15 protein-coding genes are annotated in these 15,251 nt (G+C 42.2%); 10 read left to right on the top strand and 5 right to left on the bottom strand.

The window, feature by feature from the left end; translation table 11 throughout:
- Positions 1–57 precede the first annotated feature (57 nt).
- On the bottom strand, positions 58–321 hold the full coding sequence (locus DXD06_RS03295) for a 3H domain-containing protein (RefSeq protein ID WP_243000840.1): 264 nt from the start codon (positions 319–321) through the stop codon (positions 58–60).
- 778 nt (positions 322–1,099) lie between these two features.
- On the opposite strand from DXD06_RS03295, the gene DXD06_RS16940 reads away from it, so the two are divergent.
- Genes DXD06_RS16940 through DXD06_RS17685 form a run of 4 tightly spaced genes read left to right on the top strand, consistent with a single transcriptional unit; the run spans position 1,100 to position 1,983 of the window.
- Positions 1,100–1,330, top strand: a complete 231-nt coding sequence (locus DXD06_RS16940) for a hypothetical protein (RefSeq protein WP_147343602.1) — start codon at positions 1,100–1,102, stop codon at positions 1,328–1,330.
- A 26-nt stretch (positions 1,331–1,356) separates the two neighbouring features.
- Positions 1,357–1,572, top strand: a complete 216-nt coding sequence (locus DXD06_RS03280) for a hypothetical protein (RefSeq protein WP_117830627.1) — start codon at positions 1,357–1,359, stop codon at positions 1,570–1,572.
- A 23-nt stretch (positions 1,573–1,595) separates the two neighbouring features.
- Entirely contained in the window at positions 1,596–1,841 is a 246-nt protein-coding gene (locus tag DXD06_RS03275) for a LytTR family DNA-binding domain-containing protein (protein WP_082424152.1), read from the top strand.
- A 10-nt stretch (positions 1,842–1,851) separates the two neighbouring features.
- Entirely contained in the window at positions 1,852–1,983 is a 132-nt protein-coding gene (locus DXD06_RS17685; protein ID WP_278308185.1) for a hypothetical protein, read from the top strand.
- A 12-nt stretch (positions 1,984–1,995) separates the two neighbouring features.
- On the opposite strand, the gene DXD06_RS03270 is transcribed toward DXD06_RS17685, so the two are convergent.
- The gene (locus DXD06_RS03270) at positions 1,996–2,418 is read right to left on the bottom strand and encodes a transcriptional regulator (RefSeq protein WP_055262713.1); all 423 of its coding nucleotides are present in this window, start codon (positions 2,416–2,418) and stop codon (positions 1,996–1,998) included.
- 69 nt (positions 2,419–2,487) lie between these two features.
- On the opposite strand from DXD06_RS03270, the gene DXD06_RS03265 reads away from it, so the two are divergent.
- The 6 genes from DXD06_RS03265 to DXD06_RS03240 all read left to right on the top strand — a co-directional run bounded on the left by DXD06_RS03265 (position 2,488) and on the right by DXD06_RS03240 (position 10,387).
- Positions 2,488–3,573 (top strand): serine/threonine protein kinase, encoded by a 1,086-nt coding sequence (locus tag DXD06_RS03265; RefSeq protein ID WP_055262715.1) that lies wholly within the window; start codon positions 2,488–2,490, stop codon positions 3,571–3,573.
- 170 nt (positions 3,574–3,743) lie between these two features.
- A complete protein-coding gene (locus DXD06_RS03260) occupies positions 3,744–4,397 on the top strand; it encodes a DUF4352 domain-containing protein (RefSeq protein WP_158569476.1) in 654 nt (217 codons plus the stop codon).
- 170 nt (positions 4,398–4,567) lie between these two features.
- Positions 4,568–5,506 carry an Rpn family recombination-promoting nuclease/putative transposase gene (locus tag DXD06_RS03255; RefSeq protein ID WP_158569475.1) on the top strand — a complete coding sequence of 313 codons (939 nt, stop codon included), beginning with the start codon at positions 4,568–4,570 and terminating at the stop codon, positions 5,504–5,506.
- 120 nt (positions 5,507–5,626) lie between these two features.
- A complete protein-coding gene (locus DXD06_RS03250) occupies positions 5,627–8,596 on the top strand; it encodes a DUF6240 domain-containing protein (protein ID WP_117830624.1) in 2,970 nt (989 codons plus the stop codon).
- A gap of 79 nt (positions 8,597–8,675) precedes the next feature.
- Positions 8,676–9,245, top strand: coding sequence for a DUF4358 domain-containing protein (locus DXD06_RS03245; protein WP_117830623.1), 570 nt, complete (start codon positions 8,676–8,678; stop codon positions 9,243–9,245).
- An 8-nt stretch (positions 9,246–9,253) separates the two neighbouring features.
- Positions 9,254–10,387 carry a DHHW family protein gene (locus tag DXD06_RS03240; RefSeq protein WP_117830622.1) on the top strand — a complete coding sequence of 378 codons (1,134 nt, stop codon included), beginning with the start codon at positions 9,254–9,256 and terminating at the stop codon, positions 10,385–10,387.
- 24 nt (positions 10,388–10,411) lie between these two features.
- Here the strand turns inward: DXD06_RS03240 and DXD06_RS03235 are convergent, their stop codons facing one another.
- The 3 genes from DXD06_RS03235 to DXD06_RS03225 form a co-directional block, all read right to left on the bottom strand.
- Complete coding sequence (locus DXD06_RS03235; protein WP_055262725.1) at positions 10,412–11,122, bottom strand: N-acetylmuramoyl-L-alanine amidase; 711 nt, start codon at positions 11,120–11,122, stop codon at positions 10,412–10,414.
- A 47-nt stretch (positions 11,123–11,169) separates the two neighbouring features.
- Positions 11,170–12,888, bottom strand: a complete 1,719-nt coding sequence (locus DXD06_RS03230; RefSeq protein ID WP_055067567.1) for a glycosyl hydrolase family 18 protein — start codon at positions 12,886–12,888, stop codon at positions 11,170–11,172.
- A 907-nt stretch (positions 12,889–13,795) separates the two neighbouring features.
- Positions 13,796–15,160, bottom strand: a complete 1,365-nt coding sequence (locus DXD06_RS03225; protein WP_158569474.1) for a serine/threonine protein kinase — start codon at positions 15,158–15,160, stop codon at positions 13,796–13,798.
- Positions 15,161–15,251: the final 91 nt, after the last annotated feature.

Genomic DNA, 15,251 nt, shown 5'->3' with positions numbered 1-15,251 from the left:
TTTCCAATGCTTAAAAGGCGTCAGTTCCGGAAATACCGGACTGACGCCTTGATTGCATTAAACGTTTGTATTTGATTCTTCTTCGCCCCAGAAATCTACAGGTTCATAATCCTGCAGTTTGGCCAGAAAACCTTTTTCTGCGAGTTCATTTTGAATATCATCTAAAATATCTTCGGATTCAGCTTCAATTGTATGGTAATGATAACCACCGGTTACATTCTTAAGAAGGCTGGAACTTCCGGTAGAGAGTCCTTCTAAAAATTTCTTGACATCGCGTCTTGTACGGATATTCATATCTGCCCGGACAACACCATAAACCACAGCGCAGTCTTTTCAAGTACAACTTAAAAACAGGATCATTGCTTAGAAGTAAATATAATCATTCTCGTCCACATATTTACCACAATGTGGACAATATCGATTACAACCTGTTTTAAGAAAACTACCACAATGAGGACATCTTCTGAACACAGCAATAAAAATTATCGTTCCAACAAGTTCCACTAACCCGGCTCCTAATATTATCAATCCTATCATAGTTCCTGTGCAAATACCTATGATCACAAGAAGTAAACCTATGACCGTAAATATAACGGATAATCTTGTCACAATTTTAAGTGGAATACGGTGCATTTCAATCATCTCCATTCTCCCAATTCTGTGGTGTATATCCTTTATAGAACCATTTGTTTAAGCAGAAAAACTCAAAATTAAATCCGTGATATCAGAAATTGTATCTGATAAAGTGCCATTAATAGTGTATGACTCGGTATCCTGATAGATAGTTAATTGACAACATAATATTTCCTTAAAAATATATTTAATTCTATAATAGTATATTTGTATAGAAAAAGCAATAGAATTGGTGCAATTGGTGTGAACTGCAAAATATTGGCTTCAAACGACAATTAAATCAAGAACAGCATTTTATGTATATATGATATAATGAAAGCAGTATATTAGAAAAATGGTGAAAATAAATATGAGTATTCCCTTTATGGTTATATTTGTGTGTGCATGGTATTTTAAAATGTTGATCCCAATGTTGATTTGGTGTGTGATGTTTTTAATGCTTCGGAATTATATTGGAGGCCTGTTATTGATTAATATTTTTACAGAACCTGTCATTCATGATGAAAACTTGAAAGGTTATAAGAGAAACTATTGTAAAATCGGTGTTGTTATATTAGCAGGTGGAGTAGTTTGTGCGGTATTTTTAAATCTTTGCAATGTAAAATTAGGGAATGCTGTTTTTATGGGGATAATTTCTGCCGAGTTTTTATATGGAATGGATTTGTTAATAAATCGGAAAAAAGATAAAGCTGTATAATGAGATGAATTAGGAGAAAAATGAGAATGAAAAAATATCTTGGAACAATTTTTTTAATATTTGGTTTTTTGGAAATTATAGTATTGAGTGCAATTTCAACCTTTGACAGGGTAATGTATGAAGATACAAATCATTTTATTGGATTTATAAATAATTATGGGTTGTGGCCATTTCTAATAGGTTCTGTAATAGTACTATTTTGTGGAGTGGTTTTGATAGTGTTAGAATATAGTAAAAAATAGTGAAATAGGCTATGTGATAAAAGATGAGACATAAAATAAGGTCTCCCATGAAAAATATGGCATATGCGGAGAGAGTTTCCCTTGGGGAGATGGAGAAACGATTGCCTCCGCAATTTGTTCGTTGTCATAAATCATATATTATAAATATCGTGTACGTGGATTCTATAGTTGGAAGTCTGATTTACATGGCGGATGGAACGCGGATTGTGGCAGGACGAAAATATCTGGCAGATGTAAGAAAAGAACTGCTTGCGTTTGCACAGAAATAGGATGGAATACGTGTCCGAAAATTACGTAGAATCTAAAAAGATGGCGAAAAGTTCAGCAGGGATTGCGGCGCAGCGGATTTCAGAGAACAACCGGGAAATTGTCAGCGAACTTGAAAAAATAATAGAACAGTTTAAAATATAACATAACTGCTTATTATGAAAGAAGGTCAAATTGGAGTTCATACAGCAGTTCGTTGGTATCTATTGGCGACATATGATGCCGGAATGCAAATATGATGGCACTATCCCTGGCTATCCGTGCGTAAAGCATGGGATAGCCGGTTTGCTTTAAAAGGGTCTGTACTTCCTCAAAAGAGAAAGAGGCTCCCAGGCATAACAAAAGCACTTTGTCGCGGGAAGGCTGTTTTTTATCGGAAAGGATGTCATAAGCATATCCACGGTCGATTCCGGAATTGCGGATAACATCACTTTTTTTCAGTTTTTTCTGTGTCAGGATTTCCTGAAAGGCTTCCCCTAATTTCCGGACGGAAATCAGTTCCTGTCTGCTTTCGGAAATAAAATCCTGATAATTTTTACACGACTGGATCGTTTTAAGTAATTCTTCGGTTTTTTTCATCACATGGTTTGTCCTTTTTGCTATAATGACAACAGACATTATATATAGAATTATGAGGAACTGTCAAATATGAATCAGGATATGAAATATGGGTATCTGGATGAAACGTATGAAACGATTTGTCCGCTTGGGGAACAGGATATCTTTCTTGCAAAAAACCGTGATAACGGAAGAATTTTTGTAAAGAAATATGTAGCAGCTTCTGTAATCCCTGTTTATGAAAAGCTGATTGCCATTCGCAATGAGCATCTGGAAAACATATACGATTTTGCAGCAGGAGAGGAAAGGGGAATTCTGATTACCGGCTATATTTCGGGGATTTCCGTGCAGCAGTATCTGGAATATTATGGCGTGTTTGCAGAAGAACGTGTGAAAGATTATATGGCGGATATTCTGGAAGTACTGGGACAGGTACATGCGCTTGGCATTGTCCACAGGGACATTACTGCCGGGAATATCATGATTTCAGATGACGGCATTGTAAAACTGATTGATTTTGGAATTGCCCGCGAAGTCAAAAAAGAACAGGGAAAAGATACCGTGGTACTTGGAACCGTTGGATATGCAGCACCTGAACAATTTGGATTTCACCAGTCGGATGCAAGGACAGACCTATATGCTGTAGGGGTACTATGCAATGAAATGCTGACCGGGAAATTACCGGGGGACGGCTTATACAATGGTTCGCAGAATATGCAGAAAATTATTTTAAAAGCAACGGCAATAGATGCAAAACAGCGGTTTCAGACCGCAGATGAAATGCGAAGGGCACTTGCCACAAAAAAGCGAAAGCAGAAACTGTCAGAGATTTTGTTGCCGCTTCCCGGTTTCCGCACAGGAAAAACATGGAAAAAGGTGACTGCCTGTCTGGGATATGCCTTTTGGGGAATTTACAGTATTGGCAGTATCGCAGAGTGCAATAAAAATACTGCGACCATGCTGCTGGAAGCTTTGTCTTTGGGTATCTATCTCTGGCTTCCAATGGCTGTGCTGACCAATTACGGCTCATGGAATCAAAAAATCTATCCGTTTTCCAGAATGCCTGTGGCAGCAAAAATTATTCTGGAACTGGTGCTTAGCCTTGTATTTTTCGTGGGAGGGTATGCAATTGAGAACTATTTGCGCGTGGATGTCATGCATATTGTGGGAAAATAAATAGAAAATGTCTGCTGTGGGCAGACCATAAAAAAACAGCTTCTGGTATGATTGGCATATGACGGATGCCAATCATATGCGGAAGCTATTTTTTATGGTTGAGAACCGAATGGATGAAAGACAGATACGGTATAATAGAGTCAGTTAATTACAAACGAGGAGGAAGGAATATGGCAGAAGAAAAGGAAACAAAAGTGTGCAAATACTGCAAATCGGAAATCCCAAAGAAAGCGAAGGTGTGTCCGAACTGCCGGAAGAAGCAGGGAGGGATTGGAAAATGGATTGTGATAGCAGTCATTGTGATCATTGTCATTGCCGCAATCAGCGGGGGTGGGGATGATAAGGATAAGAACCCACAGAAGATCAGCCAGACACCTTCGGATGACAAGCAGACATCTTCTGAAAATAAGAAAACAGACGATACAGAAACTCAGGACAAAAGCAATGTTTTTCAGGTGGGCGATGTTGTAGAAACAGAAGATTTTAAAATTACATTTGTTTCGGCAGGAAAATATAAGAGTGATAATGAATACATCACACCAAAAAAAGGGTACGAATACTGGCAGTTCAAGTTTAAGTTTGAAAATACATCGGATACCGATCAGAATGTGTCGACAATGATGGACTGGGAATGTTATGCAGACAACAGCAAGGCAGACCAGCAGTGGATCGGGGATGACAGTGGTCTTGACGCAACCTTATCCGCAGGAAGACAGACGGAAGGAACGGTTTATTTTGAAGTCCCGAAAGACTCCAAACATATTGAACTGGAATACGATATTAACTATTGGCAGGATAACAAAATTGTATTTGTTGGAAAATAAAAGACGCTAAAAGATTGACAGCAGCAGGAAAATACGGTAATCTTATCACATAGGTTCCGGTCATAAAAGGAAAGTATATTTTATGACCGGAATCAGTCATGGGAGTTTCATCCCGATATACCCAGTGTAACAGAAAATTAAATAGCAGGACATCACAAAGGAGAAGATGTATGGGGGCAAAAGACCGAAAGGCAAACGAGTATTTTGCCGATAACAGACGTTTTGCAGATATGTGTAATGCGGTACTGTTTGGAGGTAGAACGGTCATCCTGCCAGAAGCACTTGAAGCAACTGACACAACGGAGTTGTTATCGGTGCTTGGAATGGATGGAAAAGAAATTTCATTTCAGAAGTGGAGAGATTTATTAAAACGTGTTATAATCAAGAAAAATCAAAATGTCTATCTGGTTTTGATTGGGGCAGAGCTGCAAAGCGATATTCATTATGCAATGCCGGTAAAGGACATGGTTTATGCCGGGTTAAATTATGGGGCACAGGTCAGGGAGGCTGGAAAACGACACAAAAAGGAAAAGAAATGGGGAACAAAACCAGAATTTTTGTCAGGGTTTCACAGGAATGACACCCTGACTCCGGTTATTACGATTACGGTGTATCTTGGAGCAGAAGCATGGGATGGACCGCGAAGCCTGCACGAGATGTTTGGCACATTAGATGAAGAATTAAAGCCGTGGATACCGGATTACCGGATCAATCTGCTGGCTCCACAGGAAATCGAAGATTTTTCCGTATTCCGGACAGAAGTTGGACAGTTGCTGCAGTTTATCCGGGCATCCGAAAGTGAGCAGGAAGTGCAGGAACTGCTTGGCAAATATCCGGAAAAGTTTTCCCGGCTGGATTCAGAAACTGTGGCGGCGATCTGTCTTTTTACCGGGATTGAAATAGCATGTGAGGATGAGAAAGAGGTGGTAGATTTGTGTAAAGCATGGGAAGAGCATCGGGAAACAGGATTGCGTGAAGGTCGGGAAACAGGCCGGCGTGAAGAGCGCATATCATCCATTCGAAACATGGTCGAACTTGGCGTGCCAAAAGAAAAAATTCTTATCAAATATACATTAGCAGAATATGAAGAGGCAATGAAACAATCGTAAATCAGGAAAAAAGATCTGGTGAAAACTCCGGATCTTTTTATATGGATCTTCCCCTTTAGCTTCCGGGATAACCTGCCGATACATGTTATAGCGTAAAATGTAATGGTACGGAGGCAATACATGCAGGTTGAGCAGAAAAATATATGGGAAGATGTAACGCGGAATGCAAAACGTGATAACAGTAACAGGGCAATTGCGGCTTATCAGGCAAATATGCCGGATGCCGGAGCGGTTGCAGCTTTTGGCGGACAGGAAGCCTATGTGCAGCAGAAAACTGCGGTGTCCGAGGCTGGAAATATCGATATGGCAACGTATTCCAACCCGGCAAAGCAGGGGCAGGAAGAAAAGACAGTAGCGGAAAAAATTGCAGGGCAGGAGATTTCTTCGGGACAGGCGCGCAGCAACGAAATCGCTGTAGTGGCAAATACCACTTCCACAGAAGATTTAAAGAAGATGGAAGAGGACGGATTTTCCATTTCCGATGCAGACAGCCATACCATTATTACCGTGACAGACAAGATTAAAGCGGCACTGGCAAAAGCCGGAGTGGATGTGTCTTCCATGGGCGGAACACTCACAAAGGAACAGTTAGAGGAGATCACCGGAAGTCCGGTTGTGACGCAGCAGATCATGGACTCTCTTGCGGCAAACGACCTGCCGGCGACGGAGGAAAATGTGCAGGACAGTGCGGAGGCACTGGCACAGGCTGCCTCGATTCCGGAAATCACGAAACAGGCGATGAGTTATCTTCTGAAAAATGATATGGAGCCGACCATCCGCAATCTGTATCTGTCCAATTACAGCAGCAGCGCAGAAAATATTGTGGAGCCGGAGCAGAGCGGAATTGATTTTGGGTCCCTGATGCCGCAGATTCGTGAGATTATTGCAGAAGCAGGCCTTTCCGATGACGAACATGCGGTGGACAACAGCAAGTGGCTGGTGGCAAACCAGATTCCCCTTACACCGGAAAATCTGCAGTATCTGACAGATCTGCAGGGATTATCGGACGATCTGCAGACCGATCATATAGACTGGGACCAGATCGTGGATTCCATGGCGAAGGCAATTGCGGCAGGAAAACGTCCGGCAGATGCTTCCATGATTACTGCACGCAGACAGATGGAGGAAGCACGTCTGGTAATGACCAGTGAGGCATCCGTGGCGATGGAAAAAGCAGGCGTAGAGATGGATCTGACACCGCTGGCGGATCTGGTCGAGGATTTAAAATCCCAGGAGAGAGAATACTATAAAGACCTGCTTGCCGGTGCCGGAGTTGAGCCAAGTGAAAAAAATGTGGATCTTATGGCAGAAACCATGGATGTGTTTGCCGAACTGAAACAGCAGCCGGCATATGTAATCGGGCAGGTGGATGCGGATGATTCCGTTCAGGAGATTCATGATGCCGGAGCGCAGATGCAGCGCGCATTTGCACAGGCAAATGAAAGTTATGAAACACTGATGACTGCTCCGCGCAGTGACATGGGGGATTCCATAACAAAGGCATTTTCCAATGTGGACGATATTTTACAGGATCTGCAGCTGGATACAAGTGAAACAAACCGCCGTGCAGTGCGGATACTGGCATATAACAATACCGAAATTACACCAGAAAATATTATGGAAGTAAAAGCACTGGATGAGCAGATGCAGCATGCGTTTTCTAATATGAAACCGGCAGTAACGCTGGAAATGATCCGCCGTGGGGAAAATCCACTGGATATGACTATGGAGCAGCTGAATCAGGCGGCACAGGAGATTCAGCAGGAGAACGGAACACAGGAGCAGGAACGGTTTAGCAAATATCTGTGGAAACTGGAGCAGAATCATGAGATTTCTGAGGAAGAGCGCAGCAGTTATATCGGCATTTACCGTCTGATCGCACAGGTGGAAAAAGGAGATGGGGCAGCACTTGGATTTCTGATGAATCAGGGATCGGACGTGACGATGCGAAACCTTTTGCATGCTGTGCGTTCAGAAAAAAAGAGTGGTCTGGATTATCAGGTGGACGATGATTTTGACGGAGTTGACAGCACAGCAGAAGGTCCGAAAATTGACGAGCAGATCTCGGCTGCGTTCCAGCAGAATTGTCTGCGCGATGTGATGGAACATATTTCACCGGAAAAACTTTCCCGTCTGGGAGAAGAAAAGTGGCAGAATATGTCTCCGGAACAACTGGCAGAGGCACTCCGGCAGATGGATGAATCCGTTGGGGAACAGGAAGCGGAAAAAAGCTATCGGCAGGAACAGCTTGCGCAGTATCAGCAGCTTGCAGAAACACCGGAAGACGTATATACCTATCTGGAGCGGTATGATATTCCAAACAGTATGATAAATGTCATGGCAGCATCGGAAATGCTGCGCAAACCAAACCGGATGATGGAGCGGTTGTTTCAGCAAGATCATGTTTCCAAAGATTCCATGACAGAGATTGCAGAGATGAAAGAGCAGGTACTTGAACAGTTTTCAAAAGCCCTTGAGAATCCTTCGGATCTTGCAGATGCCATGGAGACGCTTGCGGATGTGGCAGAGCATGTGATGGATACGATGATCGTAGAAGATCCGGATGTCCGCACGATTGATATCCGGGAAATGCGCCAGATGACCGCACAGTTTCAGATTGGTGCGAAACAATCGCAGGAAGAATGTTATGTGATTCCGATGCAGACAGGAGATTCTGTCACCGGGGTTTCTTTAAAAATCGTAAGAGGAAAAAAGAAAAAGGGTCTTGTGGATATTTTTCTGGATGGAGAAAAGGCAGGAAAGATTACGGCATCTTTTCAGGTAAAATCAGACCGTATTTCTGGAACAATTGTGACAGGCAGCGAAGAGACCGCAAAGCAGATCGAAGAGCATCTGCAGGAGATGCAGGATGCCATGCAGGAACCGGCAGATATCCATGTTGCATATACACCGGATCTTTCTTTGTCGCAGTTTGAGATGTCCGGAATCCGGAGGGAAAGTGAAATGAAAGAGCAGGGAGAACTGGAGGAAGACCGTTCCAATCAGGTACAGACAACGCGGTTGTATCATACAGCGGAAGTTTTTATTAATTCCATAAAATCCCTTTTGACAAAAACAAAAGATCTGTAGTAGGATAGTGCGGAAACCAGATTACAGGTGGTTTCACGATAAGAATGAAAATATATAGGATCTGGAAGGAGAATGGCGAATGAAAAAGAAAATTGTGGCAATGATACTGGTGCTTGCCTGTGTGACAGGAATATATGCACCGGAAAATGCATGGGAAGCACCGGTGACGGTAGAAGCATCCACGCAGAAAGGGAAGAAAACCCCATCCATACAAAAAGTATACAATGCTGTAAAGAAAGCGTATGGGGATGATTATATCCCAAGTGAAAAAGTATCAAAGAAAGAATTGAAGGAACGCTACGGAATTTCTTCCAAATGGTACAGTGCTGCAATTGCGGAGGTGCCGATGATCAGTGCAAATGCAGACACACTGGTTATTGTAAAAGCAAAGAATGCAGCTTCCAAAAAGAAAATCCGGTCGGCATTAAAAAAATACAGGGAGGAACTGATACAGGATACCTGTCAGTACCCGATGAACCAGTTAAAGATTCAGGCTTCCAAAGTTTATGTAAAAGGAAACTATGTATGCTTTATCATGCTTGGAACAATCAGCAACAAGCAGGAGGAACAGTCCGAGGACAAAGTGATTGCTGCATATAAAAAGCAGAATGAAAAGGCCGTAAAAGCCATCAATAAACTGTACAAATAGAGAAAATTATGATACGGATATTCAAACGGCTGCCGGGGGTGATTTTTATGGTGCTTCTCCTCGGCCTGGCAGGAAAAGAAGCACTGTCGCATCAGAGAACCTATTCTCCGGTTGAAAAAAGAGAACTTCAGACACGCCCGGAAATAAGTATAACGAAAGTTCTGGATGGAAGATTCCAGAAAAAATATGAATCGTATCTGCGGGATCAGTTTCCCGGAAGGGATCATTGGGTTTCGTTCCAGACAGACATGGAATTGTTTATGGGCAAAAATGAAATTCATAATGTTTACATCGGAAAGAACCATTACCTTTTGGAACACTATACAGAAAAAGAGTTTGATCCGCAGCAGATTTCCAAAAATCTGCAGGCTCTGGAGAAGTTTGTCGGAAAAACAAAACAGAACGCGGATGTCCATGTGATGATGGTGCCGACAAAGTCGTGGGTACTCCGGGAAAAACTTCCGGCATTTGCCCCTCATTATAAGGAGCAGAAGTTTTATGATGCATTGCAGCAGAAATTGGAAAAAGAGGATGTACTGATTTCCGTGGAGCCCGTACTGGATGCACATAAAGAGGAAGAAATCTATTACCGGACAGACCATCACTGGACGACGCTGGGAGCATGGTATGCCTATGAACAATACACAAAGGCGGTTGGTGGAGATCTTCAGAGGGCACAGGGGAAAAAGAAGTTCCGTTGCATCAGTAAAGATTTCTATGGAACAACCTATGCAAAAATAAATTATGCCAGACAGGCAGACAAAATTGAGATTTATGAGCCGGCGGATAAACTGCGTGTTGTTTATAATATGGGAGAAAAGAAGACAAAGACACTGTACGATTTTTCTTTTCTGAAAACAGCAGACCAGTACAGCGTTTTTACCGGTGGGAATCAGGCAGTGCTTGAGATTACCGGGGGAATAAAGAACGGAAAAACGCTGCTTTTGATCAAGGATTCTTTTGCGAACAGTATCCTTCCTTTTCTGGCAGAAGATTATGAAAAACTTGTCGTTGTGGATCTTCGCCAGCTGAATGTAAGCGGAGACCGGCTTTTGGAAATGTTTTCACCTACCGATATACTGATTCTTTACAACAGTGCACAGTTTGCACAGGATAAAGAGTTTGAGATCAAGTGTAACTAGTATATCGTTTTGTAAAGAAACGGATTAGGTGGCAGTATCCGGTACGTCTTTTCCGCTTTCCAGATAGGTTATGGCACCGAGGTAAACGGCGCGGACCAGTTTTTCCTGATAGGCATCTGTGACCAGCAGAGCCGCTTCCGTTTCATTGCTCAGAAACCCACATTCGACAATTATGATCGGTGTGGGTGTTTTTTTTAATATGTAGTAGTCGTTGTTGGATTTACAAACCCTTGGCTTTGGAGGATTAAGGCTGTTGTTTAGGGTATCCTGCATGACTGAGGCAATTGCAGAACTTTCCGCAGACTGTTCGAAGTAAAACACCTGTGGACCGGAGACAGAGGCATCCGGAAAACTGTTCTGATGGATGCTGATGGTCATAACCGGATTGGTATCTGTGATCAGTTTTACGCGGTTTCGCAGATCTTCTACTTTTACACTGCGCGAGTTTTCATCTGCAGGAACGGTATCATCACTTCGCGTGAGTACAACCTTATATCCTTTGTTTTCAAACAGGGTTTTGAGTTTTAGCACAATAGACAGGTTGATGTCTTTTTCCAGAGCATCGTTACAGCCAACTTTTCCAGGGTCGCTTCCTCCATGTCCGGCATCAAGAACGATACAGGTTTTGGAGGAAGCCGCATGTCTGGAAGATGTCAGTGCAGCTGATGCACGCGCAAGTAAGAAAGCACTTATAAACAGACAGGCAACCATAAGAATTTCAAATTTCTTTTTCATAGAACCTGCTTTATGGAATTATTTATTCCTATATATATGCAGGTAAGTCAGTGGATATACCTGGTAACGGTATCCCAGATATCACTCGTTTCAAATCCGAGTTTCCAGAAGGATGCACCGGCAAGCTTCTTTTCTTCTACCAGTTTCAACCGGCATTCTGCGGAGGCGGAGTCTTCCAGCCATACCTTATAGGTAGTGTCATTATCTGTAAATTCCGAATAGTTCTGTCCACAGTCATCCTGCCATGTTTTGGTTGCACCATGTGTGGCGAGAAAATCGTTTGCAGCTTTCATGCCATAAATTTTTGAGGGAATTTTGGCACCGGCTGCTGTGTCATCGGAACTGCTCTCGGACGGGATTTCCCATACACGCGTATAAAATGGCATTCCAAGAATTACCTGATCGGCAGGAACCTCTTTTAAAGTATCGCTTACACCCTGGGTTACCCAGCTTAAAGAGGCAACAGACCCGGCTTCGGGGCTTCCGGCATAATGCTCATCGTACCCCATAATCACAACATAATCTGCAAAATTTGCCTGTTCTTTTCGGTTATAAAAGGAAGTATGTGACATCGGAACGTAATTGTCTACAGAAAGAACAACCCCGTTGTTTTTGCACTTGATGGAAAGCTCCCGGATGAATTCAATAAATGCATCCCCGACTTTCTCCCCGTTCATACTTTCAAAGTCTACGTTGATTCCATCCAGATTGTATTGAATCGCCATGGAAACAATCTGGTTTACCAGATTCTGTCTCTTAGAGGTATGGGTCAGGACTTCTGTTGTATCGACATTTTTATTTTCCAGATTGCTGACAAGCGCCCAGACTTCAATCCCCTGGTTATGACAGTAATTTACATAATTCAGGCTTGCCAGGTTGGCAATGTTTCCATTGTTGTCATTCAGATAAAACCAGGTAGGAGAGAGTACATTGATTCCTCTGGTATTGGCAAGGACAGAGGAAACCGCGTTATTTGCAGACTGGTTTGTGACCTGATGCCAGGCCATACAGATATTGTAATCTTTCTTTATATGTGCAAAGGTATCCGGAGTGAAATCGCTTTTTCTTGTTTTTTCTTTGACGGAGGAAAGCATACGTTTCTGCATGTATCCGATAATACCGTCGTCTGTCATTACTTTGTCCCAGTTGTCGCCCTGTTCGATCACGGTGACTTCCTCTTTGGAAGAAACTTTTTTCAGAATCGGGCTTTTGATGCCTCCTCTTACGCGCAGGGAGGCATTTTTTTTGGCAGTGGCAGTCTGGTATTTTCCCCACTGGCTGGTAATAATGATCCGGTGGGGATCTTTTACATGTTTGTATTTAAAATCGGAATATTCCTTTACAAAATCCAGATCAATATATGCAGTATCAGAGTTTATGGTAACAATTTTACGACCGTAATCTGCGGAAGATTTTGTAACCATATAACTGGTCTGCTCTGCCTGTGCCGAGATCAGATTTTGTGTTGTTGCATAGAGAAGGATATTCTCGTTATTGTCCCAGTAAAAACGTGAATTTAAATTGTCATGGACAAAATCATAATCAATATAAATATGACCGTCAATGACCCTGGCTTTGGAAGAGGTTACTTCATTATTTAAAACAATGGCAACCTCATCGGAATTTGTCAGATGATAATAAGTGGTTAAATCTTCGTGTTCCTTACTCGGTGTGTATTTGCGGATCAGGGCGAAGACTACGATCGCTGCAGCAATGACAAGTGCCAGTGCAAGCACAGCGAAAATGGAATGAGATTTTTTCTTCATGAGCCGTCCTTCCTTTGTCTGTTGGCAAATTATATATTTATTCCGATTATAGCATTGTGCCTGTACAGATTCAAATGGAATCAGATAAAATTAAGAAATAGAAGTTGTTTGAATTTTTTCGGGAGGGCAGTTGTGTCTGTGGATCTGCCCTCCCATTTGTCTTTTTTCAGTTTATTTTGTGCGTGACGGAGTTGCATTGAGACTCATTTCACACCCATAATAATAGCCCATTTGTTATTTTATTTTTTTTAATGGATCGTTTTAAAAAGTAACGATCAGACTTTCATATACTTCTGGTCTGAATTCAATGACCAGCTGATTGTCAGTAGATAAATTTAATGTGATAACTGTTTTCCTTTCCATATTTGTTCAAAGAATCCAAAATCATGAGAGGACACTTGAAACGGGTTTTCGAGAAAGGGAACCGGAATCACACGGATTCCATAGGACGTTTCGACTCTTTTTCGGTCTTTTTTGAGGTTTCCCATACTCATAAAACGGACATTTGTTTTATAATCCTTTCCTAAATTTGTTTTTTTCAGTTCCTCAATAAATTGTAAGAGCTGCCGATCCTTCCAAATACTCACATTTGTCAGTACAATACAGTAATCACAGCGGACAAATTCCGGAAATGAGTATGGAGTCAGAACCCCGAAATCCAGAATTTTATACTTGTGTTGCAGATGTAACTGTTCCCGCAGCTGCCGGAGTGTAATCTCCGGATAGTAGCTGACACCATTGCAGCGAAAAGGAATGGTTGGGTCCTTTTTCGAAGAAAGCGCAGCGATTTCATGACTGGCATTGACTTCCAGGTATGCGGTGCGGGCCAGAAATCTGCTGTGTAAAAAGTTGCAAAGCGAAATACTAAAGTGTGTTACACCGGAATTTACTGTTGTACCGCAGACTCCTATGGTTGCAGGAGCCGGAATAAATGGTTTATGAAACGTAAAAATAGGCGATTCCGTCCTTTCTCGGGTTGTTGCAGCCAGTGAACAAAATCCAGCTTTTCTTTGTCTGCACGAAAGATGTCCGTGTTAAACGGATAAAAATAGACCGGCTGTGAAAATGTTCTGGCAAAATAAATGGCAGAATTGTGGTCGCACAGATTCGCAACAACATGCAGGCGGTTACCAAAATTTTGTAAAAGAAAGTCTTTGGACTTTGCATCGTCCCGATGCCACAATGCTCCTCCACACACATAGATAATATGATCCGCCGTTGCAAGGCAGGAGAAAGAAAAATCACATCCGTAATCATTTACCATGATTTGTGTGACAGGCTCTGGGATGTCGATGCCACTGTCATATTTTGGAAATCCTGTAAAATTGCGATAAAAGAAACAACCGTTTTTTTCCCACACATGTTTCAGCTGGGCAACCGTCTTGCGCAAGTCGTTTGACCAGTTTTTTTCCTGGTAAACCGCGGAAATGCCAAGGTAGTTAAGTGTTGTCACCAGTGCGATTGCTATGTGTGTTGCACCACAGCCGCTGTGACTTCCAACGACTGCAATTGTCTGCCTGAGATGCGTTCTTCCCGTAGTTTCAATTACTTCTTTTAATGCAGAGTACAGAGCCTGCGGTGATTCATATCGCAGGTCGGGATCTGCTGAAATTGCTTTTTGAATTTTGGGATAAATGGATCGGTTGGTGGCTGCATCCAGATATGGCATCATATATTCCATGATTTTTCCAATGCTGTAGATATCGGATCTCAGGGTTACCGGTTTTCCTGAGATAAGTTCCGGAGCAGAAAAATCCACGTTTCCGAAATGGTTGAAGTCTTTTCCAGAAATGGCAGCAAAAGATGCGACACTGAAGTCAATCAATTTAAGCTGTGTTCCACATACTATAATATGTTCCGGCTTAAGATCCTGATAAAGAATCGGAGAAGGCCGTAATGTATGCAGATATGCAAAAATGTCACAAAGCTGCTCACAAAAATATAAAAACTGGTTCTGGGATATTGACTGTTGATGAAGCAAAAATTCTTCTAAAGAGTCACCCTGAATATATTCTTCCACAAGATAGTAGAATGATTCATCTTCTTCAAAATCATAAATTGTGGGAATTCCGGGATGCTGAACAGACTTTAGAATCTGTGCTTCGGATATTGCGAAGAGCGGTTGTGCAGAAGTATTTTTGGGGAATCGCTTCATTGCACGGTACTGCTCTAAAGATTGCTGTCTGACAAGAAAGACACTTCCGCATTCTCCCTGGCCAAGGGGACGAATCAGCTCGTATCGGTCAGACAATATTAAATTTTTGTTATTCATACGCTCCTTTGGGTCAGAGACGCATCTCATGCATAAACTTATAACACACTTTATTTTGCAATGCAAGTATTTTTTTTATAATTTTTTAATC

This window comes from Roseburia sp. TF10-5 (genome assembly GCF_003462365.1).
GTDB lineage: Bacteria > Bacillota > Clostridia > Lachnospirales > Lachnospiraceae > Roseburia > Roseburia faecis.
Note: the sequence above shows the minus strand (reverse complement) of the source record. Positions and strands in the feature narration are given on the sequence as shown.

What these genes read in the sequence shown, in the direction of transcription:
- DXD06_RS03280 (WP_117830627.1), top strand. Translation starts at nt 1,357, where the DNA reads ATGAAAAAATATCTTGGAACAATTTTTTTAATATTTGGTTTTTTGGAA.
- DXD06_RS03275 (WP_082424152.1), top strand. Translation starts at nt 1,596, where the DNA reads ATGAGACATAAAATAAGGTCTCCCATGAAAAATATGGCATATGCGGAG.
- DXD06_RS03270 (WP_055262713.1), bottom strand. Translation starts at nt 2,418, where the DNA reads ATGAAAAAAACCGAAGAATTACTTAAAACGATCCAGTCGTGTAAAAAT.
- DXD06_RS03265 (WP_055262715.1), top strand. Translation starts at nt 2,488, where the DNA reads ATGAATCAGGATATGAAATATGGGTATCTGGATGAAACGTATGAAACG.
- DXD06_RS03260 (WP_158569476.1), top strand. Translation starts at nt 3,744, where the DNA reads ATGGCAGAAGAAAAGGAAACAAAAGTGTGCAAATACTGCAAATCGGAA.
- DXD06_RS03255 (WP_158569475.1), top strand. Translation starts at nt 4,568, where the DNA reads ATGGGGGCAAAAGACCGAAAGGCAAACGAGTATTTTGCCGATAACAGA.
- DXD06_RS03250 (WP_117830624.1), top strand. Translation starts at nt 5,627, where the DNA reads ATGCAGGTTGAGCAGAAAAATATATGGGAAGATGTAACGCGGAATGCA.
- DXD06_RS03245 (WP_117830623.1), top strand. Translation starts at nt 8,676, where the DNA reads ATGAAAAAGAAAATTGTGGCAATGATACTGGTGCTTGCCTGTGTGACA.
- DXD06_RS03240 (WP_117830622.1), top strand. Translation starts at nt 9,254, where the DNA reads ATGATACGGATATTCAAACGGCTGCCGGGGGTGATTTTTATGGTGCTT.
- DXD06_RS03235 (WP_055262725.1), bottom strand. Translation starts at nt 11,122, where the DNA reads ATGAAAAAGAAATTTGAAATTCTTATGGTTGCCTGTCTGTTTATAAGT.
- DXD06_RS03230 (WP_055067567.1), bottom strand. Translation starts at nt 12,888, where the DNA reads ATGAAGAAAAAATCTCATTCCATTTTCGCTGTGCTTGCACTGGCACTT.
- DXD06_RS03225 (WP_158569474.1), bottom strand. Translation starts at nt 15,160, where the DNA reads ATGAATAACAAAAATTTAATATTGTCTGACCGATACGAGCTGATTCGT.